Here is a 23,384-nt window from a genome sequence, read left to right as displayed (position 1 = left end):
CGCCAACATGAAAAACCCTTAATCCGCCCCGATGTCGCACCGCAACATCGGGGCTTATAATGAGGACATCATGTCCCTCCCCGATCTCGTCCCCCAGCGCGGACGGCGCCTCGCCGTCACGGCGCGCATCCTCTCCGCGGTTGTCTTCTCCTTCGTCTGTTACCTGAATATCGGCATCCCACTCGCGGTGTTGCCGGGCTTCGTGCATAACAACCTGGGCTATTCGACCGTGATCGCCGGCCTGGCCGTCAGCGCGCAATACCTTGCGACGCTGTTGAGCCGGCCGCACGCAGGGCGCATGGCCGATGCGATGGGGCCGAAGCGGACGGTCGTCGCGGGCCTGATCGTCCTCGCGCTGTCCGGGCTTTTCCTTTCGCTGGGCGCACTCGTGCCGGGGATGCCGGGCCTGTCGCTCGGCCTGTTGCTGATGAGCCGGCTCGGCCTCGGTTTCGCCGAGAGCTGGGTCAGCACCGGCGCGATCACGTGGGGCATCGGCGGTATCGGTGGCGAGCACACGGCGCGGGTGATCTCGTGGAACGGCATCGCCACGTACGGCGGTATCGCCCTGGGTGCCCCGCTGGGCGTCGCGCTCGAGCATGCGTTCGGCCTGATCTCGCTGGGCATCGTCGGCTTCGTGCTGGGCGCCGTCGCGTTGCCGTTCGCCATGCTGAAGGCACGCGTGGCGCCGAGCCACGGCGAACGCCTGCCGTTCAAGAGCGTGCTGTCGCGCGTGTCGGCCTATGGCATCGGCCTGGCACTGGGTTCGATCGGTTTCGGTTCGTTGTCCACGTTCGTCGCGCTTTACTACGCCAGCCGTGGCTGGGAGGGTGCGGCGTTGTCGCTGTCGGTATTCGGCGGCTGCTTCATCGGCATGCGCCTGGTCTTCGGCAACGCGATCAATCGCTTCGGTGGCTACCGCGTGGCCATCGTGTCGCTGGTGGTCGAGATGCTTGGCCTGCTGTTGCTGTGGTTCGGCACCACCCAGGACGCTGCGCTGGCGGGTGCGGCGCTGACCGGCTCGGGCTTCGCGCTGGTGTTCCCCGCGCTGGGCGTCGAAGCTGTCAGCCGAGTCAGCAACCATAATCGCGGCGCGGCACTCGGTGCGTACTCGGTGTTCCTCGACGTCGCGCTCGGCCTGACCGGGCCGGTCGGCGGCTGGATCGCGGGACTTTACGATTACCCCGCCATCTTCCTGCTGGCCAGTGGCGCCTCGCTGGCGGCCGCGGTGTTGTCGTTCGCCCTGTATGCGCGACACGGCCGTGCGCAGCGCACCGATGTGGCCGACGCACGGGCATAATGGCCGCCTGATCCCCACGAGTCGCCAACATGCCATTTGATCGCAGCTGGATGGGTTACGGCATCGAAGGCGCCCTGGAAGTAGGCGGCATCGCGCTGCTCGTGGGCATCGTCATCTACGTGCTGGTGCGCATGTTCGGCAAGGCCAATGGCTGGAGCCACGGCGCCGAGCTGGCGGTCGCCGTCATCCTCGCCTTCGTCATCGCCGGTGGCGAAGACATCTGGAACTCGTTCTACTTCAACTTCGTGCCGATCCAGTCACCGCAGCTGCTGCGGGTGAAGCTGGCCGCGGTGCACGATCCGGATTCGATGGGCCTGCGGGTGCTGTTCGAGATGCTGGGTGCGCTGGTGGGCGCGAGCATCGGGTGGGCGGCGTTTTCGGGTGGGTTGAAGGATTTGATTGGGCATTTGCGCAATCCGTGAGGGTGGTTCGCGCGCAGGCGCGCTCCTACATCACCGCGTGTGGCTAAACATCCACTCCCACAGGCTCGGCTCCGCATACGCCCGCATCCACGATCCGTGGTTCACGCCTGCGAACTCGCTGTACTTCACCTCGGCACCGCGCTTCTTCAGCGCCGCGTTCATCTTGCGCGACTCCTCGGTCGGCACGACGTTGTCGTCGCCACCGTGGAAGATCCACACCGGCGTCTTGCCGATGGCGTTGGCGACCCACGCGTAGGGATCCGTGCCGGCCGGTGCGCCGTGGACGAACAGGTGGCGCCCTTCCTCGTCGGGTAGCGGGACGATGCCGCCACAGATGATCGCGGCCGCGGCGAAGGTGTCCGGATGATCGGCGGCGAGCTGCCAGGACCCGTAGCCGCCCATCGACAGGCCGGTGAGGTAGAGGCGCTTACGGTCGCCGTCGAATTCCTTCACGCTCTTCTCCAGCGCGGCCATCGCCATCTCCGCGTCGGCCTTGTCCGTCCACTCGGTGTCGTCCGGTGCCTGCGGGATGACGACGACGGCCGGGAAGTCCATGTGCTGTTTCAGCCACGGCGGCAGGCCTTGCGACATCTGCTTCTGGTTGTCGTTGCCGCGCTCGCCGCTGCCGTGGAGGAACAGCACCACGGACGGATGCGCCTTGACGTTGGCGGGGATGAACACCTGGTAGCGGTAGGTCTTGCCGTGCACGTCGACGCTGCGTTCGGCGAACTGCGCGGGGGCCGCGCTGGCACTGCCCGCGACGATCGCGGCGGTAAGGAAGGCGAGGGTGCGGAGCATAAGACGTTATCTCCAGGATGTCGGGGCGCATTCCCACGGGATCGATGCCAACGGGAAGCGGCGGTGCCAGTGGAACGCAGTAATGGCGTTACGGCAAGGGACGCTACAGCACGGGGTCGAACAGGCGTGCCACGTGCAGGGCCACCTGGCGCAGGTAGGGCAGGCGGCGGTAATCGTTGGGGTTCACCTCGTCGCTCTGCGCGAAGTCGGCCTTGAGCATGGCTTCCACTTCACTGGCGAACGGCACGTCGACGTTCAGCGCGGTGATCTCGAAGTTGAGCCGGAAGCTGCGATTGTCGAGGTTCATACTGCCGACCACGGCGGTGTCGTCGTCGATCAGCATCACCTTCTGGTGGACGAAGCCCGGCAGGTAGCGAAACATGCGGATGCCGGCGATGGTGGCTTCGTGCGCGTACAGCGTGGAGGCCATGAACACCGTGCGATGGTCCGGCCGCGACGGGATCAGGATGCGCACGTCCACGCCACGGTACACGGCCAGGCGCAATGCGCCGAACACGGCCTGGTCGGGCACGAAGTAGGGCGACGTGATCCAGACCCGCTTTTTCGCCGCGTGGATGGCCTGGGTGAAGAACAGCGAGCAGCTTTCCTGGCGGTCGGCCGGCCCGGTCGCGACGATCATGGTGCTCGCGCGGCCGCAGCGCTCCGGCGGCGGCATCGAGGGCGGCCGCTCGCCAGTCACCCAGTACCAGTCTTCGGCGAAAACGCGCTGCAGGTCGGCCACGGCGGGCCCTTCGATCTGCATGTGGGTATCGCGCCAGGGGGCGAGCGGCGGTTTCAGGCCCAGGTATTCGTCGCCGGCATTCAGCCCGCCGACGAAGCCGCGCTCACCGTCCACCACCAGCACCTTGCGATGGTTGCGGAAGTTGAGCTGGAAGCGATTGCGGAAGCGTCGGGTGGCAAAGCGGTGCACGTCCACGCCGCCCTTGCGCAGCGACTCGACGTACGCGTCGGGCAACGCATGGCTGCCGATGCTGTCGTAGAGCAGGCAGATATGCACGCCCTTCGCTGCCCGCTCGAGCAGCGCATCGCGCAGGCGCCGGCCCAGCCCGTCGTCGTGGATGATGAAGAACTGCACCAGCACGTAGTGTTCGGCGCGGGCGATGGCGCCGAGCATCGCGTCGAAGGCCGCGTTGCCGTCGATGTGCAGCGACAACGCATTGCCGGCATGCATTGCCGTCTTCAGCATGAAGCCGATGGCATCGTAGCGGCTGTCGTGCACGGGCTTCTCGTGCGGCGTAAGGCCCGGGCGTGCCGGGTGCTCGGCTTCGTCGTGCAACATGAAAAAGCGCGCCTGGCGCTGGCGATGCAGGTCGACGTAGCCGCCGAAGTGGCTGGCACCGAGGAACAGGTAGGGGATCAGGGTGACGTAGGGGACGAGGACCAGCCCAAGCACCCACGCGAAGGCGCCCTGGGCGGTCCGGGTATTCATCACCGCATGCATGGCAGCCAGCACGCCGGCGCCGTGCAGGGCCAGCGCCGCCACCGCGATCAGCGTCGCGATCATGCCGCGCGACCCTCGATATTCAAGTCTGCGGCAAGAGTCTTTGTCGCGTGGGGGAGTATTTGCATGCCTGCCTGATCCGGAAAATAGACGCCATCGTCCCTTTCTTCCGAGCCTATCCTATGGATTCGTCATCGTCCCGTCTGCCCTTGCTGGCGCTGGCCGTGGCCGCGTTCGCCATCGGCACCACCGAATTCGTCATCATGGGCCTGCTGCCCGAGGTGGCCTCCGATCTCCACGTCGGCATCCCCGCCGCCGGCATGCTGGTGTCCGGTTATGCGCTGGGCGTGGCCGTGGGTGCGCCGCTGCTGGCCGCGCTGACCGCGAAGCTGGAGCGCAAGCGCGCGCTGCTGTTGCTGATGGGCCTGTTCATCGTCGGCAACGCCCTCTGCGCCGTGGCCTGGAACTACGACGTGCTGATGGTGGCCCGCGTGGTCGCCGCCTTCTGCCATGGCTCGTTCTTCGGGATCGGTGCCGTGGTCGCCGCGCACCTCGTGCCGGCCAGCCAGCGCGCCCGCGCCATCGCGCTGATGTTCGCCGGGCTCACCCTAGCCAATGTGCTGGGCGTGCCGTTCGGCACCTTCCTGGGTCAGTGGGCCGGCTGGCGCTCGACCTTCTGGGCGGTGACCGTGCTCGGCGTGCTGGCGGCGCTGGCCGTGGCGCGCTTCGTGCCCGCGCTGCCGAACCTCAAGGCGCCGCACATGGGTCGCGAGCTACGCGTGTTGCGCGAGCCGCAGGTGCTGATCGCCCTGGGCATGACCGTGCTCGGCTTCGGTGGCGTGTTCACCGTGTTCACCTATATCGCCCCGATCCTGCAGGACGTCTCGCATGTGAGCCCACGCTGGACCGGTGCGGTGCTGGTGCTGTTCGGCCTGGGCACGACCATTGGCAATATGCTCGGTGGACGCCTGGCCGACTGGCGCCTGATGCCGTCGCTGGTCGGTATCCTCGTGGTGCTTGCGTTGCTGATGGCCCTGTTCGCATGGACCATGCACGACACGGTCGCCGCCATCGTCACCATCTTCGTCTGGGGCGTGGCCTCGTTCGCCACGGTGGCGCCGCTGCAGTCCCGCGTGGTGCATGTCGCGGGCGACGCACCGAACCTTGCCTCGACCCTTAACATCGCCGCATTCAACCTCGGCAATGCCGGTGGCGCCTGGCTGGGTGGTGCCATCATCGCCGCCGGCCATGCCTTGCCGATGGTGAGCCTGGCCGGCGCGGCTGTGACGGTGGCGGGGCTGGTTGCTACGATGGCCAGCAGTGCCCTGGAGCGTCGCCGCCCCGTGCTGGCCGCTACCGGGAACGCCTGAATCCCCAAGCCGGAGCCATCCATGAAAGCCGTGGTCTACCGCAAGTCCCTGCCGATCGACGATCCGCAGAGCCTGCTCGACGCCGAACTGCCCACGCCCGTGGCCTCCGCTCGCGACCTGCTGGTCAAGGTCGAGGCCATCTCGGTGAACCCGGTGGACACCAAGGTCCGCCAGCGGGTGGATCCCGCCGGCAAGGATGGCGTGCTCGGCTGGGATGTCGCCGGCATCGTCATCGCGGCGGGTCCGGAGGCAAGCCGGTTCAAACCCGGCGACGCGGTGTGGTACGCGGGCGATCGCTCACGCCCCGGGGCGAACAGCGAGTACCACCTGGTCGACGAGCGGATCGTCGGCCGCAAGCCGTCCACGCTGTCGATGGCAGAAGCGGCCGCGCTGCCGTTAACCACCATCACCGCGTGGGAGCTCATGTTCGACCGCCTCGGCATCCCCCACGGCACGCAGGGCCAGCCGGCTACCTTGCTGGTGATCGGCGCCGCGGGTGGGGTAGGTTCCATGGCGGTGCAACTCGCCCGGCGGCTGACCGGCCTGACCGTGATCGGCACGGCGTCGCGGCCGGAAACGCGCGAGTGGGTCGAGGCGCTGGGCGCCCATCACGTGGTCGACCACGCAAAGCCGCTGGACGACGAAGTGCTGGCGGTGGCGCCGGGCGGCGTCGACTACGTGCTCAGCCTGACCCGGACGGAACAGCATTTCGCCACCTTCCCCAGGCTGATGAAGCCGCAGGGCAAGATCGGCATCATCGACGACCCGGCGGAGCTGATCGACATCCGCCTGCTCAAGGCCAAAAGCATCTCCCTGCACTGGGAATCCATGTTCACCCGCTCGGGATTCCATACCGACGACATGGGCGAGCAGGGCCACTTGCTCGGCGAGGTAGCCAACCTGGTCGACGCGGGCGTGATCCGCAGCACGATGCGCGAGCACCTGGGCCGGATCGATGCCGCCAACCTGCGCCGCGCGCACGCGTTGGCGGAGAGCGGCGCGGCCATCGGCAAGGTCGTGCTGGAGGGATGGGCGCAGTAAGGCCTGCGCCCGGCAGGCGCTACGGTGCGACCAGCATGTTGGCCACCGCCTGCGCCTGCTTGCGGATCTCCGGGATCGCCGTCGACTCCCACAACGCACCACGCAGCAGGCTGCCGATGGCGAACAGGTTGCCACGCGGCTTGCCGTCGGCGTCCAGCACGTGGCCGTCGGGCTGCGCGGAAAGGCCGAGGCCCAGCGCGTCGGGCTTCACCAGCCCGTCGATGACCAGCTGGCGCATCAGCACGTGGTCCGTGCGCAGCGTGTCGGTGTTCAGGCCCACCGTCTGGATCACGATGTCGTAGGTTTCCGACAGCGTGGTGTCCTTGCCGGTTTCGCGGCGCACGACGTCGAGGTCGCCGTCCATCCGCAACGCGACCGACTGCATGCGACCGCGCAGGCGGGTGAGCTTGCCGGCCGCCTCCAGCTTTTCGACGTTCCGGGCGACCTGCGGCGGCATGCGATGGCGCGCGCGTTCCCACGCCCAGCGAGCGTGGCGCAGGAAGCGGGCGCGTTCGGCCGGCGGTAGCTCGTTCCACAGGGACTGTGTGTGCGGACGCAAGCCGTCGACGACGGTGCGCCAGTCGTCGGCGTGCTCGGCCGCATCGCGCAGGCGGTGCAGCCACCCGCGCACGTTCGGGTCGTCATGCAGCTGGTCGGCGAGGTCGTTGCCATCGTCGCCCGGCGCCGATGCCGCGGCCAGGTGCGGCTCGGGCAGGTGGCCGTGCCGGGACAGCGCGGTGAAGTGCGCCATCGGCCAGCGTGCGGACAGTTCGAGCACGACATCGACCGCGGTCAGGCCGAGGCCGATGACCAGGACGCGTAACGGGCGATCGTCGCCTTCCGCCGCGGCGAGGTACGGCCAGGGATCGGTGACGTAGCGGCCACTGGCGATCGCCGCGTCCTGCACGCCCGGGAGCGGGCGCGGCGGGAGCGAACCGATGGCGAGTACGGCCGCATCCGCGTGCGCTTCCTCCTCGCCGTAGCCGATGGTGACGCCCTCGCTGGACGGCACGAGCGACTCGGCCGCGAAAGGCACCATGTTGATGTCGTGGCCGAGCTGGCTGGCGTTTTTCATCGCCGCGTCGACCCGCGTCTGCAGGAAGTCGCCGTAGAGCCTGCGCGGCAGGAAATCGGATCCCTTCACCGTGGGATCGAGGGACTGGGCGAATTCGAGGAAGCCGCCCGGCTTGCTCACGAACATGCCCATCGACGCCGCCCGCACGTTGAGCAGGTGGCGATCCGATGGCGTGCCGTAGGCGACGCCGCGCCCCGGTTGCGCGCTGCCGGCGAACCAGGTCAGGTGCAGAGGTTTTGGCGTCCGGCGTTCGAGCAGTTCGCTCACCAGCGTTGCCGCCGCTGCGCCACCGCCGATGATGGCGACCTTATGAAACATGTGTACTGGTCCTTCGCCCGTTGGTTTGGGGTGGAGGGCCGTGAGACCGTCAGGCCGTCAGGCGTCCCGCAATGATCGATTGCCTCGGTCGTGCGATCCAGTGTCCCGAAGGACCGGGCTGCTCATACGCGAGGTACTGTGCCAGATCGCCACCGTACACGTGAAGCGTGAGCGCCGTGTCGTGCCGCGACAAATTGCGACAGCGGTGTGCATGCTCTTCGGTACCTTCGAACCACGTGGCGTCGCCCGGGCCAAGCCAGGTGCGACCGGTGCTGCGCAGGGTCTCGTCGGTGCCATCCTTAAGGAAGGACTCAACCTCGAGCGCACCGGCGATGGTCGCTTCAAGGCCCCACAGGCCACCGTGGTCGTGCACCGGCGTGGCATAGCCGGGTGGCCAGGCCAGGATCAGCACGCTGGTGCCGGGCTTGTTGCGCTCGGCGACCATCCAGCGCTCGAATCCGCGCCGGCGCTCGCGCAGGCTGCCCAGCGCGGCCGACACTTCGTCCTGGCGGGAATGCAGCGCACTACCAAGCGCCCGCCCCATGGAGGCGAGGTCGGGCATCGTCGCGTCCGAATGGTCGAACGCGATGTCCCGCAAGGTTTTGATGATGGAAGAACGCTTACCCATGCAACGCGCCGCCCCGGTAAATCGACTGGCGCCAGTGGACCATGGCGCCTGTTAAACAGGCGTAACCCCGGTCTTTCGCATGGGCTTTAAACGCTTTCAGCCACGGCTGCATCGAACTGCCATACCGCCCACCGCGGCGGGTATCGGAGCACGGAGAACCACCATGATCGTCATGACCTCGCTTGTCGTCCTCTTCGCCGGCTTCTGGCTGGCCTTTGCGCTGGTTGGCGCGCTGCTGAAGCTGGTCTTCGGCATCATCGGCGGTGTGTTCCACGTCGTCGCCAGCCTGGTCGGTGCCCTGGTCGGCGGCGTGCTGATGCTGGCCATCGCGCCGGTGGTGGCGCTGGCCCTGCTGCCGGTGCTGGTGCCGGTGGCGCTGGTCGTCGGCCTGGTCTGGCTGATCGCCCGCGCCACCCGCAAACCGGACGTGGTGGTGATGACCGCCTCGCGTTAAAGCGAGCGCAGGTCGAACGTCACCGGGATCCGCGCCCAGGCCTTCACGTGCTGGCCATCCTGGATGGCCGGCTGGAACCGCCAGCTCGACAGCACCTGCTTGCGTGCCGCGTCGTCCAGCACGGCGTGGCCGCTGCTGTTCTCCACCACCACGTCGAGCGGCTTGCCGGCTTCATCGACCAGCACGCGTAGCGTCACCGTGCCCTGCATGTGACCGCGGATGGCCTGGGTCGGATACTTGGGTGCTGGCGCCGCGACGTAAGCGAGCGTGGTTTCCGCCGGCGCCGCATTCACGGCAGGTGCCTGGGTGACCGGCGCCTCCACCATCGGTTGCGGTGGCGCGGATCCTTCATCCGTCGGCACCGACTCCACCACGGGCGGCTGGGGCGTGGCCTGGCGCGGCTTCGCCTGGACCGCCTGCGTGTGCTTCGGCAGCACGGGCAGTTTAATGTCGGGGATCGGGACGACCTTGGGCGGGGTCGGATGGTCGACCAGGACGATCGCCCGGGGCTCCGGCGTGAACGTGGCGATATCGGCCACCATTGGCCGCATGACGGCGACGAGGACGGCAACGTTGAGGGCAATCGCCGCGCTCATGGCGGCGATACGGGCGGCATCCGGGTGAACCCCGGCAAAGGCCTGCGGACGGGCGAACGACATGAGCCACCTCCATGACGATGTGGGGAAGGCGTTGCGTATGTGCTTGCTACATGGTCGGGAACACGGCCGGTGGGGACCGGCGGGGATCGTGTTCAGGTCCGATGCCAGATTAGGCAGGATGTCGAGCGAAAAGCAACGGTCAGTGAGCGACCAGCATGGGCACGTCCGACTGCATGAAAAGGTAGCGCGTGGTGCCTCCGAGCACTAGCTCGGACAACCGCGACCGGCCCCATGCGCCCATCACGATGAGGTCGACACCGTCCTCGTGGGCGATCTTCAGCAGTTCCGGTCCCGGGGACGACAAAGCCGCGGCATCCAGCTTGCGCACTTCCGCGGTGACGCCATGGCTGTCCAGCCATCCACGGATGTCGGTGTCGGGCAGGGCGCAGGTGCCGATCTCTTCGTCGTGGCTACCGTCGATGACGGTGACCTTCGCGGCCTTGCGCAACAACGGTAGCGACGAGCGCAAGGCGAGGGCGGATTCGCGGCTGCCACTCCATGCCACCAGCACGTGCTCGCCAAGGCTTTCCACCGATGCGGCATCAGGTACGACGAGCACGCCACGGCTGGCACCGAACACGGTGCGCGAGACGACACCGAAGCCGATCGGTGCATCGCCACGCATCGTGGACGAGCGTTCCATCACGACCAGGTCATACCCCGCCGAGGCGTGCGTGAGCACGGTCACCGTGTCGCCGTTGCCGACCCGCCATTTGCCGCGCAGCCCCTGCGCCGCGAGCAGGTCGGCCCAGTCGCCCGCGACCGCCCTGGCCTCGGTGGCCCGCTGGCGCACGGCGTCCAGTTGCATCGGCACCGCTTCGGGCACGGTGAACGCCGCGGCCGGCATGTCCACCACGTGCATGGCGTCCAGCCGGGCGTCGATGCGCGACGCCATGGCGAGCGCGGCGCGGAGGCCGGGTCCCTGGGGCGGGAGGCGCGGAACATGCAGGAGGAGTTCGAGGGTCATCCCCGCATACAACACCAGTTGAGAATGCTTCGCAACCGGAAGCCCCATGGAGTACCCTCGGGACTCATTTGTGCAGTGCGATAACCCATGACCCTCGACAACGCCCAACCGCGTTACGCCTTCGCTGAAGAAGTCGCCAGCAGCGTGATCCATGGCCTGGGGATCGTGCTCAGCATCGCCGGCCTCGCCGTACTGGTGTCGTTTTCGGCGATGTATGGCGGCGTGCGTTCCGTCGTCGCCAGCTCGGTCTTCGGCTCGACGCTGATCCTGCTTTACACCGCGTCGACGCTGTATCACTCGGTGCCGGCGGGCGGCGTGGCCAAGCGTGTGTTCCGCACGCTGGACCACATCGCCATCTTCCTGCTGATCGCGGGCACGTATACGCCGTTCACCCTGCTGGCGCTGCCTGGCGCGTGGGGCTGGGGTCTGTTCGGCACCATCTGGGGCCTGGCCATCCTCGGCAGCGCGGCCGAACTGGGCATGCTCAAGCGCTACCGCAAGGCCGCGGTGATCATGTACGTGCTGATGGGCTGGGTGGCCGTGGTGGCCATCCAGCCGCTACGCGAGAACGTGGAAACCGGCGGGCTGGTACTGCTGTTCGCCGGCGGCATCGCGTACACGGCGGGCGTGCCGTTCTACATCGCCCGCCGCATGCCCTACGGCCACGCCATCTGGCACTTCTTCGTGCTCGCAGGCAGCGTGCTGCATTACCTGGCGATCCTGCTCTACGTCATCCCCGACGCCCACGGCTAGCACGCTGTTGTACGCGCACGGCTAAAGGGCTTTTGTAGGAGCGCGCCTGCGCGCGAAAACCAGTTCGCGGCGTCACCGCGTTGTTGGTTTTTCGCGCGCGGGCGCGCTCCTACATGTCTCGCCCACCTATTTGGCCTTAAGCACCGACGGAACGAACCGCGTGCGCACGGCTTCGGCCAGCAGCTCAGGCGGAAGCAGGCCCTGGGCGATCAGGAAATCGTTGAACGCCTTGCGGTCGAACTTCGCACCGAGCGCCACCTGGGTTTCCGCGCGCAGCTGCAGGATGCGGCTGTATCCGTAGAAATACGCCGTGGCCTGGCCGGGCGAATTCAACGTGTAACGATCCAGTTCCTGCCGGGCCATCGGCTCGGACAGGCCGACATCGTGCACGAGGATCTCGTGCGCACGGTCACGGGTGACCAGGCCCAGGTTCAGCATCGGATCGAGGAAGGCGCGGGCCGCACGGAGCAGGCGGAACTGCAGGGCGATGAACTGCCCGGCCGGCGGCTCGTACGGCACCATCTCGGCTTCGGCATACAGTGCCCAGCCTTCGACGTTCACGCTGTTGAAGGCGAACAGGCTGCGCGTGAGCGAAACACCCTGTTCCACCATCGCCGCGAACTGCAGTTCATGGCCGGGGCGGCCTTCGTGCGCGGTGAGCGTCCAGGCGGCGGCTTCGAAGGTGAAGTCGTCATACGTCTGCGAGGCATCGCCATTCGCCGGCGGGTTGCCCGTCGTGAGCACGAAGGTGCCTCGCTGCCCGGTGTTGTTGATGAAGGGCGGCGGATCCATGTGCGGCGCCGGCGTGCGCGCATTTTCCGCTTCCGATGCAAGACGCATGGCGAGGTCGCGCTTGGGCAATTCGACGATGCGCTGCTGGCGGATGATGTCTTCGATCTTGCCAATCACGGCGTGGTAAGTCGGCTCGACCTTGTCCTTCGCCAGCTGCTTCTTCTTCAACGCCTTGAGCACGTCGCGGTAGTCGCCATCGGGCAGGCCCTCGGCCTTCGCCACCACGGGGGCAAGCTGCTGCAGGGCGTACGAGGTCTCCATGAATTCGAGTTCGGCGCGCGCGATGAGGTCGCGCGGCGCGATGTCCAGGCCGACCTGCTCCAGGTTATAGGCGTACATCGGCTCCGGCAGGCGGAAGTCCGTGCGCGCACGCGGCAGCACCGTCTTCTTCACCCAGGCGTTGTAGTCCTTGAGCTGCTTGTCGAGCTTCGCCATCGCCTCGTCGGTGCCGGCGATCTTCTTCTCGGCGAACAGCTTGCGGATGCCGTCGACATAACGCTGGGTGTTGCCGAGCTTCTGCTCGACGTCGGCCTTGACCGGCCCCATCAGCTTCTTGTCGGCGAGCTTCTCGGTGGTGCGCGCTTTCGCCGCATCGACCAGCGGCGTGCATCCGGCCGTGAGGCCCACGTAGCACTTCAGGCGGCCCAGCGCGGCCTGGTTCTGCTCGGGCGTGCTTTCGGCATTGAGCAGCGAGAATTCACCGCTGAACACCATCTGCCCGGCGTCGAACCACGGCAGCATGTACTGGTCGTTGAGGTCGATGCCCTTGATGTTCCCGTCGATCTGCTTGAGCAGGATCTGCAGGTCCTGGTGCACGTTCGGATCTTTTTCTTCGGCGAGGCGCTTGTTGAGCTTGTCGCGCACCTCGACCAGGGCGGCACGCTGGCGCTTGTCGATGTCCGGGCCAAGGTCGGCGGTCTTCTCGTCGTAGCCCTTCACGCCGATGTCGGTGGCCGATTCGGGGCTGAAACGGGCGGTGACATCGAGCAGTAGCTGCGCGTCGGCGTTGCTCTTTGCAATCCAGGCAGGCTGGGCAGGTTCGGCGTGGAGCGCGCCGATCGTGAAGGTGATCGCGGCAGCGAGGGTCAGTCGTCGGAACATGCGTGTCTCCCCGTAGTAGTAGCGGGAGACTAGCGGGGAGCGAGGGGGCCGCGCCATGTGTCTTCGGATGGGGGTGCTCAGGAGAGCAGCAGGGCGACGCCGGCCATCCCGAGCATGAGGAAGGAGATGACGACCTTGGCCAGCATGCCGACCAGCATGCCGACCCATGTGCTGACGCCGACGTGGGCCGAGCGCAGCACGCTCTTGCCGGAACACAGTTCGCCCACCACCGCACCGGCAAAGGGGCCGATGATGAGCCCGGGGATGCCGAAGAACATGCCGACCGTGGTGCCCACGCCCGCACCCCACAATGCGCGTGGCGTAGCGCCGATACGCTTGGCGCCGAGCGAGGCGGAGATGAAATCCAGCGCGACGCCGAACGCGCCGACGATGCCGATGGCGACCAGCCAGCCCCAGCCCAGGTGCTGGTAGTCGTCCACCGCGGCAGCCAGCCAAATGCCGCCGAAGATCATCGGGATACCGGGCAAAAACGGCAGGATGGCACCGGCGATACCGCCGACGATCAGTACGGCGGAGAGCAGGTAAAGGGCGAGTTCCATCAGCGGAACGCCCCGCGATACTCCGGCTTGAGATAACGCGAGAAGGCTTCGCTGGGCACGTCGATCGCCTGGGGACCCGCGACGTAGGCGGCGACCTGGTACGGCGGGAAGATGAAGGTCAGCCCATGCACCTTGTCGTCTGGGCCGGTCAGCAGGCTGAAGACGCGGTAGTGGTCCTTGCCCGGCTCGGTGCCTTCCTCGATCTGCCGTGTATCCGACGCCAGCGGCTCGTCCTGGTCGTCCAGCTGGGTGATCAGCTGGCGGCGTGCCTCGGCGGCGAAGGCGTTCTCCGCTGCCGCGGGATCGTCGAACAGTTCGCGGATGTTGACCACGCGGTCGCTCGCGGTGTCGAACGTGAAGCTGTCCACGATCGGCGCAGGATGGGCGCCGCCAGTGAAGGACTGGCCGTCGACCTGGACGTTGATGAAGCGGTCGGTGCGGGCGGAGACGGCGATGTCCAGGTTGAGGTCCCACGGGATCTCACGGGCCCGCTCGCTGGCGCCGGGCGCGTCCAGGCTCTCCAGGAATGCCCGCTTCTGCCGGTCGACATAGCGGTCGATGGCATGGCGCAGGGGCGCGGCCCGCGCGGGCAGGTCGGGAAGTGAAAGCTCGATCGTATACAGGCCATCCTGGCCGGAACGGGTATCCTTGCCGGCATCGGCTTTTGCGGCACTGGCCCTGGCGGGCGGCGGCGTATCCCCGCCGTGCGTCCGGTCTGCGCCGTCACGGCAGGCGGCGAGCCCGGCGGTGGCCATGACCAGCGACAGGATGTGTCGCACCAACATTTTTTCAGTCTCTCCCTGCAAGGCTGGCATCTTAGCGTAGCCATCGTGTGCGGGAGAGGATGTCAACGAATCGAAGGAAAAGCGTGCACAACGCGATGACGGAAACCGTCACCCTGCTCAAGTCCGACGAACTGGGCCGCATCGAACGCGTCGAGCGCGATGGCGTGATGCTGATCCGCCGGGACATCGCCGCCGCCCGCTGGTGGGCGCGCTGGTTCGCCCGCCGTGCCGCCGCCCGCGAGGCGCGGGCCCTGGCCCGACTGGATGGCATTGACGGCGTGCCGCGACTGCTTGCGTGGAATGGCCGGGTGCTGGAACGCAGCTACATGGCCGGTGACCCGATGCAGGTCGGCAAGCCGCTCGATCCGGGCTATTACCGCGATGCGCTGCGCCTGCTCGCCGTGCTGCACCGGCGCGGCATCGTCCACAACGACCTGGCCAAGGAGCCGAACTGGCTGGTCCGGGCCGACGGCTCGCCCGGGCTGGTCGATTTCCAGATCGCCTGGACCCGCGGCCGACGCGGCACCCTGTTCCGTATCCTCGCCCGCGAAGACCTGCGTCATCTGCTGAAGCACAAGCGGACCTACGCTGCCGAGCGCCTCTCGGCCCGGCAGCGAGCCATCCTCTCCCAACCCGCACCGCATTCGCGGCTGTGGCGCGCGACGGGCAAACGGCTCTACAAGCTCATCGCCCGGCGGATCTTCGGGTACTGGGACAACGAGGGCCAGGGCCGCATCCGCAAATGAACGTGTTTATTTTTCGACGAAGGCGCGTTCGATGACGTAATCGCCGGGCTCGCGGGTGCGCGGGGAGGCCTGGAAGCCTTCGCCGTCGAGCAGGACGCAGATGTCGTCGAGCATCGACGGGCTGCCACACAGCATCACGCGATCTTCCGCCGGATTGATCTGCGGCAGGCCGGTGACGCGGGCCATCTCGCCGTCGGCGATGGCGTCGGTGATGCGGCCACGGTTGCGAAATTCCTCACGCGTGACCGTCGGGTAATAGATGAGCTTTTCGCGCACCAGCTCGCCGAGATATTCGTGGTTCGGCAGCTCGTCCTCGATGTAGGTCGAGTAGGCGAGGTCTTCCACGCGGCGCACGCCGTGGGCAAGGACGATCTTGTCGAAGCGCTCGTAGGTTTCCGGGTCGCGGATGATCGACAGGAACGGCGCCAGCCCCGTTCCGGTGCCCAGCAGGTAGAGACGCTTGCCCGGCTTGAGGTCGTTCAGCACCAGCGTGCCGGTCGGCTTGCGGCTTACGATCACCGGGTCGCCCGGCTTCAGGTGCTGCAGGCGCGAGGTCAGCGGGCCGTCCTGGACCTTGATGCTGAAGAATTCGAGGTGCTCTTCGTAATGCGCGCTGGCGATGGAATACGCGCGCATCAGCGGACGGCCATCCACCTCCAGCCCGATCATGACGAAGTGCCCGCTTTCGAAGCGGAAACCCGGGTCACGCGTGGTCCGGAAGCTGAAAAGCGAGTCGTTCCAGTGATGTACGTCGATGACGTGTTCGGTCGCCAGTGCCACCATGGTGTGCGTTGCCTCTGAAACAATAAGGGGACGTAGCCGCCGCGCTGCGCGGAAGCCCTGGAATCTGCTGGGGAAGCGACCCACGGGCCGCGCTGCCTCGCGCGTGGCGCCGCACCCCCGTGTGGGTGCGGGCTCAACCCTATAAGGATACGGCATCTGCGGCACGGTCGCCGCCCCAGGGCCCCCAGGCGTCTCGCGCTGGTCTAAGATCGCCCCTCATACCCTTGATGAAGCCCCCGCATGATGCGACCCGAGTATGCCCCGGGCCAGGCCTGGACCTATCGCACCCGTCCGGGCGAAGAAGCCTCGCGCCTGGTCATCCGCAAAGTGGATGTCGAGCCGGAAGACGGCCAGGTCTTCCACGTGTCCATCCTCGACGTGAAGCTGCGCAACCACCGGGTGCCTGGCGGCATCCAGTCGGCCATGCACCACGCCGCGGTGAACCGCGCGACGCTCGACCAGAGCGTGCTCGAGTGCGTCGGCGAGGGCGAGGACGACGAAACCTGGATGGACGGCTATGCCGTGTGGCGGCAGGCCTACGACAACGGCGACGCCGGGGTCTTCGACATCGCGGTCGCCGACATCCTCGGCTACATCGAGATGGTCGTCGCCGCATCGGGCGAGCCGAGGTAAAAAAAGAGCGCCCGGGCCTCCGGAAACGGCAGGGGAGTGGCCGATTCCGGAGGTGGGCGCAAGCGTCACACAGGGATGAGGTTGCAGCGGTAAAGCGGTTTAGAAGTCGTACGAAACCGACAGTCGGCCGTAACGCGGATCCTGCGTTATGAGCGGTGCGCGATACAGCGGGTGCGGCGTGCTGGTCGACTGCCATTCGGTCGGGTAGCGGAACACGGCGCGCTGCTGGTTGGTCACGTTGAACACGTTGGCGGACAGCGCCAGTCGGCCGTCACCCCAGCCCGGACGCCAGGTCAGGCCCAGGTCCCACTGGTAGGTCCACGGCAGGCGGCCCTTCTCACCCGGGGGCGAAGGCTGGCCATCGCACCAGTGGTAGGCGCTGCCGTAATGCGCCGGGTCGGTCTGGTCCGGGCCGTAGAAGCCCAGGCAGACTTCCGGTGCGCCGGATGCGATCTGGAAGTTGCTCGAGAGCTGCCACTCGGGCGCGAACTGCCAGTAGCCATACGCCTTGAACACGTGCGGGTGATCGTTACCCAGCGGGCCGTTGGCGTAGTCCATGACGTAGCTGTTGTCCCAGTCCATGCTGCCGGCGGCGCCGTTCTGGCGCGAATCGGTACGCGACTGGCCTTCCGTGTTGCCGTAAGAACGCGAGAACACGTAGTCGAACTTGCCGTACCACACGCCGTCGAACTGGTGCTCCATGAAGAGCTCGGCGCTGTAGTAGCGACGCTTCGTCGCCGGCATGCCCATTTCCTTGCGCGACAGGTCCACCGTGAACGGATTGCCCGACGGGTCGAGCAGGGTGAAGGTGTTCGCGTGGCCACCGTTGATCAGGTAGCAGCTGTTGGTCGAGCCGACGGTGTGGCCTTCGGCGGTGGCCTTGGCGGTGACGAGGTCGATGTCGCAGAAATCGTCGATGACCGAGTTGAGCTTGCGCTGGGTCAGCTTGGCACCGTAGGTCCAGTTCTCGCCCAGGGTCTTGTCGAAGCCGAGGATGAACTCGTCCTGGTTTTCGGCCTTGAGGTTCTTGCCGGCGACCGTGCGCGGGTCGGGCGGGATGCCGTAGGAGTTGTTACCCGACACGACGCCGCTCATCTGGGTCAGGCCGGTCGGCGTACCGTCCGCGGCGATGCCCGAATAGGTGTAGAACTGCTGCGTGGCGGTGTAGCCCGCGGCGGCGCCAGTGGCCGGGTTGAGCGGCAGGCCGAGGTAGTAACGTCCCGCGTTGGCGAAGACCTTGAACGTGCCATCGCCGTTCACGTCCCACGATGCACCGAGGCGCGGCGCCCACTGCGGACGGGTCTGCTCGATGAAGGGCTTGCCGAACTGGTTGTAGTCGGTGAACTGGTCGTTGCGCAGGCCGATCTGCAGCAGGACGCGATCGCTCACCTGCCACTTGTCTTCGATGTACTGCGCCTTCTGGTCGGAGCGGACGTTGACCAGGTTGTAGCTGACGTTCTTGCTGACGTAGTAGCCGCTCTGGCCGTTCGGGAACAGCGCGGGTGCCGGCACGAAGTTGCGACCCGGCGTACCGTCGATGGCTTCGTTCGGGTCCTTCTGGACGCCGTAGCTCCAGCTATAGCCCGGGCCCGGGCTGAAAGTGCCGAAGTCGTTCACCTGCGACTTGACGTTGTCGATACCCACCGAGATGGTGTGGTTACCGGCGACGTACTGCACGTCGAAGCGAAGATTGTTCGACTTGTTGCCGCGGCCCGGCGAGCTGATGTCGCCGACCTGGGTGTTCTTGATCGCGCTGCCGCCGTTGAGTGCGGGGTTCTGGCTGCCCGAGCCATCGACGCGCGCGAGGGTGTCGTCGTATGCACCCGGCTGGTCGTAGTTCTTCACCGACATCTTGCCGTACTGGGCGCTGATGGTCAGGTTGTCGGTGATGTAGCCGGTGTACTTGCCGTTCCAGAACGAGCCGCCCACCTTGGTGTCGTTGACCGGGCCAATGGTGTTCGTGCGCGACATGTTGACGTAGTCGTAGCCGTAGCGCGTGCCGCTACCGGAACGCTTGTCGCCGACGCTGGTGAATTCCAGGATGTTGCTGTCGGTGATGTTCCAGTCGAGCTTGCCGTACCAGCGCGGGTTGTTATACGTGTTGGTCGACGACGGCGTGCTGCTGTCCACGGCATTGACGTTGCGGTAGCCCTGCTTCTCGAACTCGGTCGCGACGAAGAAGAACAGCTTGTCCTTGATCAGGGGGCCGCCGGCATAGGCACTGACGGTGGTCGACCACTTGTCGTTCTGGCTCTTCGGCTGGTACAGGTCACCCGCGGGCGCGGACGCCGGGGTGTTGACGTAATGGATGTCCGGGCCGGCGGCACGTGCCCAGTTCGGCTCCCAGATGATCTGCGCACCGAAATGCCATTCGTTGGTTCCGCGCTTGCCGACCTGGTTGATCACGCCGCCGTCGGAGCGGCCGTACTGGGCGCTGTAGCCGCCCGTATAGACTTCCTGCTGGTCGATGGCGCCGTACGGCATCTGCAGGCCGCCGGCCGCGTTCAGCGGGTCGGTGGTGTTGAAGCCGTTGACGTAATACGCGTTCTCGTTGGACGCCGCGCCGCCGAAGCTGGCAAGCGAGCGGCCGGTATCGCTGGTGAAGCCACCGCCGTTGTTGACCACGCCCGGTGCGAGGCGTGCCACGGCCTCGGCGCTACGGCCCAGCGGGAGCTTGGCGAGCTGCTCGGAGGTGAGCACGGTGCGCGAGTCGACGGTGGTGACGTCGATGGAGGGGAGGGCGTTGCCGGTGACGGTGACGCCCGAAAGCGCCGTGGCGTCCGCCGATGTGGCCGGGGCCGGTGCCGCGAACGAGACATCGGTGCTGGCGCCGACGCGCAGGGAAACATTCTTGCGTGAATCGACCGCGGCGCCATCGCGCATCAGGGTCACGGTGTAGGTGCCGAGCGGGAGCTGGGTCAGCGAATAGTGGCCGCGATCGTCGACGGCGGTTTCGCGACGGAGGCCGTTGGTGCTCTCGACCACGATGGACTGGTTGCCATTGGCTGGCACCGAACCGTTGAGGTTACCGGTGGTGGACTGGGCGTATGCCGTGCCGACACCACCCAGGCAGGTACACACGGCCAGCGCCAGCGCGGTCCTGCGGATCAGAAACTGATTCTTCATGCCTTCCCCGAAATATCCAATGTCACCAAAAACGGCAGCACGGGGCCGCAGCCGCAGGTTCATGCCTGCTGCTGTCGTTGCTCGGAGGCAAAGAGCCCCTCCCCGCGCTCCGTCGCAAACGTCCATTTGTCACGATCCAAATGAACTGACCCCGAGATTTACAGCAGCCCGCAGAGCTTGTCCAGAGTCGATTCGTTCATTTTAGTTGGCCGTATAGCCGTCCGAACGACTTGCTGCGACGCAGCAGAAACGCGTGTAACTATGGGTATTTGTGCGGTTTCCTGTTAACCGTACGGGGGCGTTTTGTCGCTCACGGGGCGGCCAGGGGGAGTCGCAAGAAAATTTTTCTGCAGACCCATTTTTCGTCAGGTCAGTTCACACCTCCTAGACATTTGGATCGTGGCAATTCTCACCGACACTGCGACAATCTATTTGTACCCGGATGCAAACCCCGTATTTTGGTGCGACGGCCCTTGCGGCTCTCCGCGCAAAACATAGACTAGGCGGGTATCGGGGGAAGGGTGGAAGCAAGCCTGGCATGAAGATCGATCGCGGTAGCGGCAAGCGTGCCGGGCCGGTGATGCTCAGCGAGGTCGCCGAGCGGTTGCGCAATCCGCGCATCGACCGCATCGTGGCGAGCTTCCGCGAGTATCACGTGTCGCTTATGCGCACGGTGTTGCTTGGATTCATCGTCGTCTGGACAGCCGCCTGGCTGGACGGTCCCGTGCCCATGGCGCGGGAATCCCACCTTGCCTTCCCCGTGGCCATGGTCCTGTTCGTGGCCAGCACCTTCTGGATGCTGTTCGTCCGCGCGCGCTGGATGACGGTCACCCCGCGGGTCGACGCCATCGGCCAGGTCGCGAACTTCGCGATGGTGGCACTCCTGCTCAAAGCGGGCTTCATGCTCGACATCACCGTGACCGCCGTTCTGCCGTTCCTGTCGGTGGCCGTCGGCATGCGTTACAGCCAGCGGGCGTTCGCCGCCAGCGTCGTGGCCTCGGTACTGATCCTTGGCTTCACCGCGCCGGAGGGGTATTGGCTTGGCCGCCCCGCCTATGCGCTCTATGCGCTGGCGCTCACCGTCGTCCTGCCGATGACGCTGTACCGGATGATCGACGCGCTTCGTGAGGTGTCCGCCGAGGCGATCGCGTCGCGCGAGGCCCAGCATCGGTTCATCTCGATGATGAGCCACGAGATGCGTACGCCGCTCAGCACCGTGATCCATTCGGCCTCGCTGATCGACACCGCCGCGATGAACGACGACCAGCGCCGGTTGATGGCGCTGCTGTCCACCAGCGCGAACGCCTTGCTGCACCGGGTCAATGCCGTGCTCGACGTGGCCTCGTTCGCCGGCGGCAGTTTCAACCTGCGCCAGCAGCCGTTCGCCTTCGACGAGGTGCTGGCGACGGTCGGCGCCGTGTGCCGCCCCGCCGCTGCCGAGAAGCGGATCGCCTTCAGTGTGTCGCGCGATGCGTCGGTGGAGGGCGTGTTCACCGGCGACCCGGGCCGCATCGAGCAGGTGCTGTCCAACCTCGCCTCCAATGCGCTCAAGTTCACCCCGCCCGGTGGCACGGTGGATGTGCGCGTCGAGCTCTTCGAAGGCATCGGCGGGCGCGACCCGGTGATCGTCTGCACCGTCGCCGATACCGGCATCGGCATCGCCGACGCGGACAAACAGCGCATCTTCGATCCGTTCCACCAGGTGAGCGCGGGGGAAAGCCGGCGGCAGGAAGGTGTCGGCCTGGGCCTGTACATCGTGCGCAACGTGTCCGGCCAGATGAATGGCCACCTCGACGTCACCGACAATCCGCTGGGCGGTTCGGTGTTTACCTGGCGCTTCCCGCTGCCGCGCGCGGCGCATGGTGCGCGCAGCATGGCCGACATGCCGCTGGTGGACCTGCTCGATACCCATCGCGCCCGGGTGGCGTCGCAACGCTGCCTGGTGGTCGACGACAACGCGGCGAACCGCGAGATCGTAGGCCGCATCCTCGAGCGCGCGGGCCATCGTCCCGTGTTCAGCGAGAGCGGCGACGAAGCGTTGCGGCGCATGGACGACGATGCGTTCGACCTGATCTTCATGGACCTGCACATGCCCGGGAGCTCGGGCTGGGACGTGCTTGGCCGCATCGAGGTGATGCGCCGCAGCCAGGCGGTGCCGCCGATCGTCATGCTCAGTGCGGACTCGAGCCAGGACGCCGTGCGCATCGCGTTCAAGGCGGGCGCCCGCGCTTACCTCACCAAGCCGATCGCAGCGCAGCGCCTGCTCGACATCATCGAAGCCATCGCGGCTGAGCACTCGCTGGCACGCGCGGCCAGGGTGTGGCAACCCGACTTGCCCGGTGTCGACACACGCCAGCCGGCTGCCGTGCCGCTGGACGAGATGCGCACGCTGTCCAGCCCGGCTGAATTCGCCAGCTTCCTCGACCTGTGTTCGACGGCATCGGATGGCCACGTGGACGCCTTGCGCGAGGCGATGCTCTGCCACGACATCACCTCGGCGTCGGAATCCCTGCATGCGCTACGCAATGTGCTGGGTAACCTGGGCGTGCCCGGGGCGAGTCGTGTCTGCGACGACCTCGGCGTGCTGATCGATGCGGGTGGCGACATGGCGCCGGCCGTGGCGGAACTGGACGAGCTGTGCCGATCGGTCGGCCATTACGTGGCGATGCAGCGTCGCCGTCCGGATGTCGTCGCCGGCAGCCCTGCGTGACGCCGCTGGAAGCGATGGCGTCGGCCATCGACGAGCGCGAGCGGGGCGCCCCCGCACTCAAACCCGACAACGAAGCGCGCGTGGTGTTCCTCGACGGCGTCGCTCGCGAGCGACGTCCGCTGGCCGTCGTCTACGTGCACGGCTTCACCGCGAGCCAGGCCGAAGGCGACCCCGCTCATCGCGCGATCGCCCGGGCCTGTGGCGCACACCTCTACCTGGCCCGCCTGCACGACCACGGCAGCGATGCGCCGGATGCGATGGCCGGCGCATCGCCCGAGCGCTGGCGCGACGATGCCGAAGTGGCCTACCAGGCCGGCCTGCAGTTGGGCGAGCGCGTGCTGTTGGTCGGAACCTCGATGGGTGCGTCGCTGGCGCTTGACCTTGCCGCCCGGCATGCCGACACGGTGGCCGGGCTGGTGGCGTGGTCGCCCGGGATCCGCGTGCACGATCCCGTCCAGCTGCGTGCTGCGGTGTTGCTCGAAGGTCCGGTCGTCCCGCCGGGCGAGCGTTCGCCGTACCAGCGCGCCTATTGGTCGTCGGTGGTCCACTCGGATGCGTACCGCGCCATCGCCCGGCTCTTCCACGAACGCATGCGCCCCGAGGTGCTGCGACAGGTGTGCTGCCCGGTGCTGTTCGGCGCATGGGACGGCGGTGACGGTGACCGTGACACGCTGACCTCGGTGGCGGCGATGCGCGAAGCCTTCGAGTGGCTGGGCACGCCTCGGGAAGCTCGCCGGTTCATCGCTTACGACCACGCCGCACACGTTCTTGCGAATCCGCATCGGTCCCCGGCGGCAGGACGCGTCCGGGTGGATGCCCTCGGCTTCCTGGGCGAAGCCGGACTGCTCGACATCGCGCATCGGCCATAGGTCGCAGCGACGGCGGGCGGCATTGCCGCTATGGT

At 66.9% G+C, this 23,384-nt stretch carries 21 protein-coding genes; 10 read left to right on the top strand and 11 right to left on the bottom strand.

Translation table 11 applies throughout. The annotated features are described in order from the left end of the window. The first annotated feature begins 70 nt into the window (after positions 1–70). The gene (locus tag KPL74_13795) at positions 71–1,297 is read left to right on the top strand and encodes an MFS transporter (protein ID QWT18813.1); all 1,227 of its coding nucleotides are present in this window, start codon (positions 71–73) and stop codon (positions 1,295–1,297) included. 29 nt (positions 1,298–1,326) lie between these two features. Then, the gene (locus KPL74_13790; GenBank protein QWT18812.1) at positions 1,327–1,719 is read left to right on the top strand and encodes a hypothetical protein; all 393 of its coding nucleotides are present in this window, start codon (positions 1,327–1,329) and stop codon (positions 1,717–1,719) included. A 30-nt stretch (positions 1,720–1,749) separates the two neighbouring features. Here KPL74_13790 and KPL74_13785 read toward each other — a convergent pair whose 3' ends face one another. Further along, positions 1,750–2,517 carry a prolyl oligopeptidase family serine peptidase gene (locus KPL74_13785; protein ID QWT18811.1) on the bottom strand — a complete coding sequence of 256 codons (768 nt, stop codon included), beginning with the start codon at positions 2,515–2,517 and terminating at the stop codon, positions 1,750–1,752. Positions 2,518–2,620: 103 nt separating this feature from the next. Then, positions 2,621–4,042, bottom strand: coding sequence for a cardiolipin synthase (gene cls / locus KPL74_13780; protein QWT18810.1), 1,422 nt, complete (start codon positions 4,040–4,042; stop codon positions 2,621–2,623). A gap of 119 nt (positions 4,043–4,161) precedes the next feature. Between cls and KPL74_13775 the strand changes: the two genes are divergently transcribed. Beyond that, the gene (locus tag KPL74_13775) at positions 4,162–5,349 is read left to right on the top strand and encodes an MFS transporter (GenBank protein QWT18809.1); all 1,188 of its coding nucleotides are present in this window, start codon (positions 4,162–4,164) and stop codon (positions 5,347–5,349) included. A gap of 21 nt (positions 5,350–5,370) precedes the next feature. Next, positions 5,371–6,390 carry a zinc-binding alcohol dehydrogenase family protein gene (locus tag KPL74_13770; protein QWT18808.1) on the top strand — a complete coding sequence of 340 codons (1,020 nt, stop codon included), beginning with the start codon at positions 5,371–5,373 and terminating at the stop codon, positions 6,388–6,390. 19 nt (positions 6,391–6,409) lie between these two features. Here KPL74_13770 and KPL74_13765 read toward each other — a convergent pair whose 3' ends face one another. Further along, entirely contained in the window at positions 6,410–7,783 is a 1,374-nt protein-coding gene (locus KPL74_13765) for an FAD/NAD(P)-binding protein (GenBank protein QWT18807.1), read from the bottom strand. A gap of 49 nt (positions 7,784–7,832) precedes the next feature. Beyond that, positions 7,833–8,411: a cysteine dioxygenase family protein gene (locus tag KPL74_13760; GenBank protein ID QWT18806.1), complete on the bottom strand. Its 579-nt coding sequence runs from the start codon at positions 8,409–8,411 to the stop codon at positions 7,833–7,835. A 163-nt stretch (positions 8,412–8,574) separates the two neighbouring features. Between KPL74_13760 and KPL74_13755 the strand changes: the two genes are divergently transcribed. After that, positions 8,575–8,865: a hypothetical protein gene (locus KPL74_13755; protein ID QWT18805.1), complete on the top strand. Its 291-nt coding sequence runs from the start codon at positions 8,575–8,577 to the stop codon at positions 8,863–8,865. Here the strand turns inward: KPL74_13755 and KPL74_13750 are convergent. Beyond that, positions 8,862–9,524, bottom strand: a complete 663-nt coding sequence (locus tag KPL74_13750; protein ID QWT18804.1) for an energy transducer TonB — start codon at positions 9,522–9,524, stop codon at positions 8,862–8,864. The genes KPL74_13755 and KPL74_13750 overlap by 4 nt on opposite strands. 139 nt (positions 9,525–9,663) lie before the next feature. After that, the gene (locus KPL74_13745; protein QWT18803.1) at positions 9,664–10,491 is read right to left on the bottom strand and encodes a universal stress protein; all 828 of its coding nucleotides are present in this window, start codon (positions 10,489–10,491) and stop codon (positions 9,664–9,666) included. A gap of 87 nt (positions 10,492–10,578) precedes the next feature. Here KPL74_13745 and KPL74_13740 point away from each other — a divergent pair, with 87 nt between their 5' ends. Then, complete coding sequence (locus KPL74_13740; protein QWT18802.1) at positions 10,579–11,244, top strand: hemolysin III family protein; 666 nt, start codon at positions 10,579–10,581, stop codon at positions 11,242–11,244. 126 nt (positions 11,245–11,370) lie between these two features. Here KPL74_13740 and KPL74_13735 read toward each other — a convergent pair whose 3' ends face one another. From KPL74_13735 to KPL74_13725, 3 genes are all read right to left on the bottom strand, one after another. Beyond that, positions 11,371–13,137 carry a DUF885 domain-containing protein gene (locus KPL74_13735; protein ID QWT18801.1) on the bottom strand — a complete coding sequence of 589 codons (1,767 nt, stop codon included), beginning with the start codon at positions 13,135–13,137 and terminating at the stop codon, positions 11,371–11,373. Positions 13,138–13,214: 77 nt separating this feature from the next. After that, a complete protein-coding gene (locus KPL74_13730) occupies positions 13,215–13,697 on the bottom strand; it encodes a DUF456 domain-containing protein (GenBank protein ID QWT18800.1) in 483 nt (160 codons plus the stop codon). After that, complete coding sequence (locus KPL74_13725) at positions 13,697–14,482, bottom strand: DUF3298 and DUF4163 domain-containing protein (protein QWT18799.1); 786 nt, start codon at positions 14,480–14,482, stop codon at positions 13,697–13,699. Before KPL74_13725 ends, KPL74_13730 begins: the two co-directional genes overlap by 1 nt. An 83-nt stretch (positions 14,483–14,565) precedes the next feature. On the opposite strand from KPL74_13725, the gene KPL74_13720 reads away from it, so the two are divergent. After that, complete coding sequence (locus tag KPL74_13720; GenBank protein ID QWT18798.1) at positions 14,566–15,228, top strand: hypothetical protein; 663 nt, start codon at positions 14,566–14,568, stop codon at positions 15,226–15,228. 6 nt (positions 15,229–15,234) lie between these two features. On the opposite strand, the gene KPL74_13715 is transcribed toward KPL74_13720, so the two are convergent. After that, positions 15,235–16,011 carry a ferredoxin--NADP reductase gene (locus KPL74_13715; GenBank protein QWT18797.1) on the bottom strand — a complete coding sequence of 259 codons (777 nt, stop codon included), beginning with the start codon at positions 16,009–16,011 and terminating at the stop codon, positions 15,235–15,237. Positions 16,012–16,251: 240 nt separating this feature from the next. On the opposite strand from KPL74_13715, the gene KPL74_13710 reads away from it, so the two are divergent. Further along, positions 16,252–16,644: a hypothetical protein gene (locus KPL74_13710; protein QWT18796.1), complete on the top strand. Its 393-nt coding sequence runs from the start codon at positions 16,252–16,254 to the stop codon at positions 16,642–16,644. 99 nt (positions 16,645–16,743) lie between these two features. Here the strand turns inward: KPL74_13710 and KPL74_13705 are convergent, their stop codons facing one another. Continuing rightward, the gene (locus KPL74_13705; protein QWT18795.1) at positions 16,744–19,770 is read right to left on the bottom strand and encodes a TonB-dependent receptor; all 3,027 of its coding nucleotides are present in this window, start codon (positions 19,768–19,770) and stop codon (positions 16,744–16,746) included. A 538-nt stretch (positions 19,771–20,308) separates the two neighbouring features. Between KPL74_13705 and KPL74_13700 the strand changes: the two genes are divergently transcribed. Then, positions 20,309–22,480: a response regulator gene (locus KPL74_13700; GenBank protein ID QWT18794.1), complete on the top strand. Its 2,172-nt coding sequence runs from the start codon at positions 20,309–20,311 to the stop codon at positions 22,478–22,480. After that, positions 22,477–23,349: an alpha/beta fold hydrolase gene (locus tag KPL74_13695; GenBank protein ID QWT18793.1), complete on the top strand. Its 873-nt coding sequence runs from the start codon at positions 22,477–22,479 to the stop codon at positions 23,347–23,349. Before KPL74_13700 ends, KPL74_13695 begins: the two co-directional genes overlap by 4 nt. Positions 23,350–23,384 lie beyond the last annotated feature (35 nt).

It is taken from the genome of Bacillus sp. NP157 (assembly GCA_018889975.1).
Lineage (GTDB): Bacteria > Pseudomonadota > Gammaproteobacteria > Xanthomonadales > Rhodanobacteraceae > Luteibacter.
This window is presented reverse-complemented; position numbering and strand designations above follow the sequence as displayed.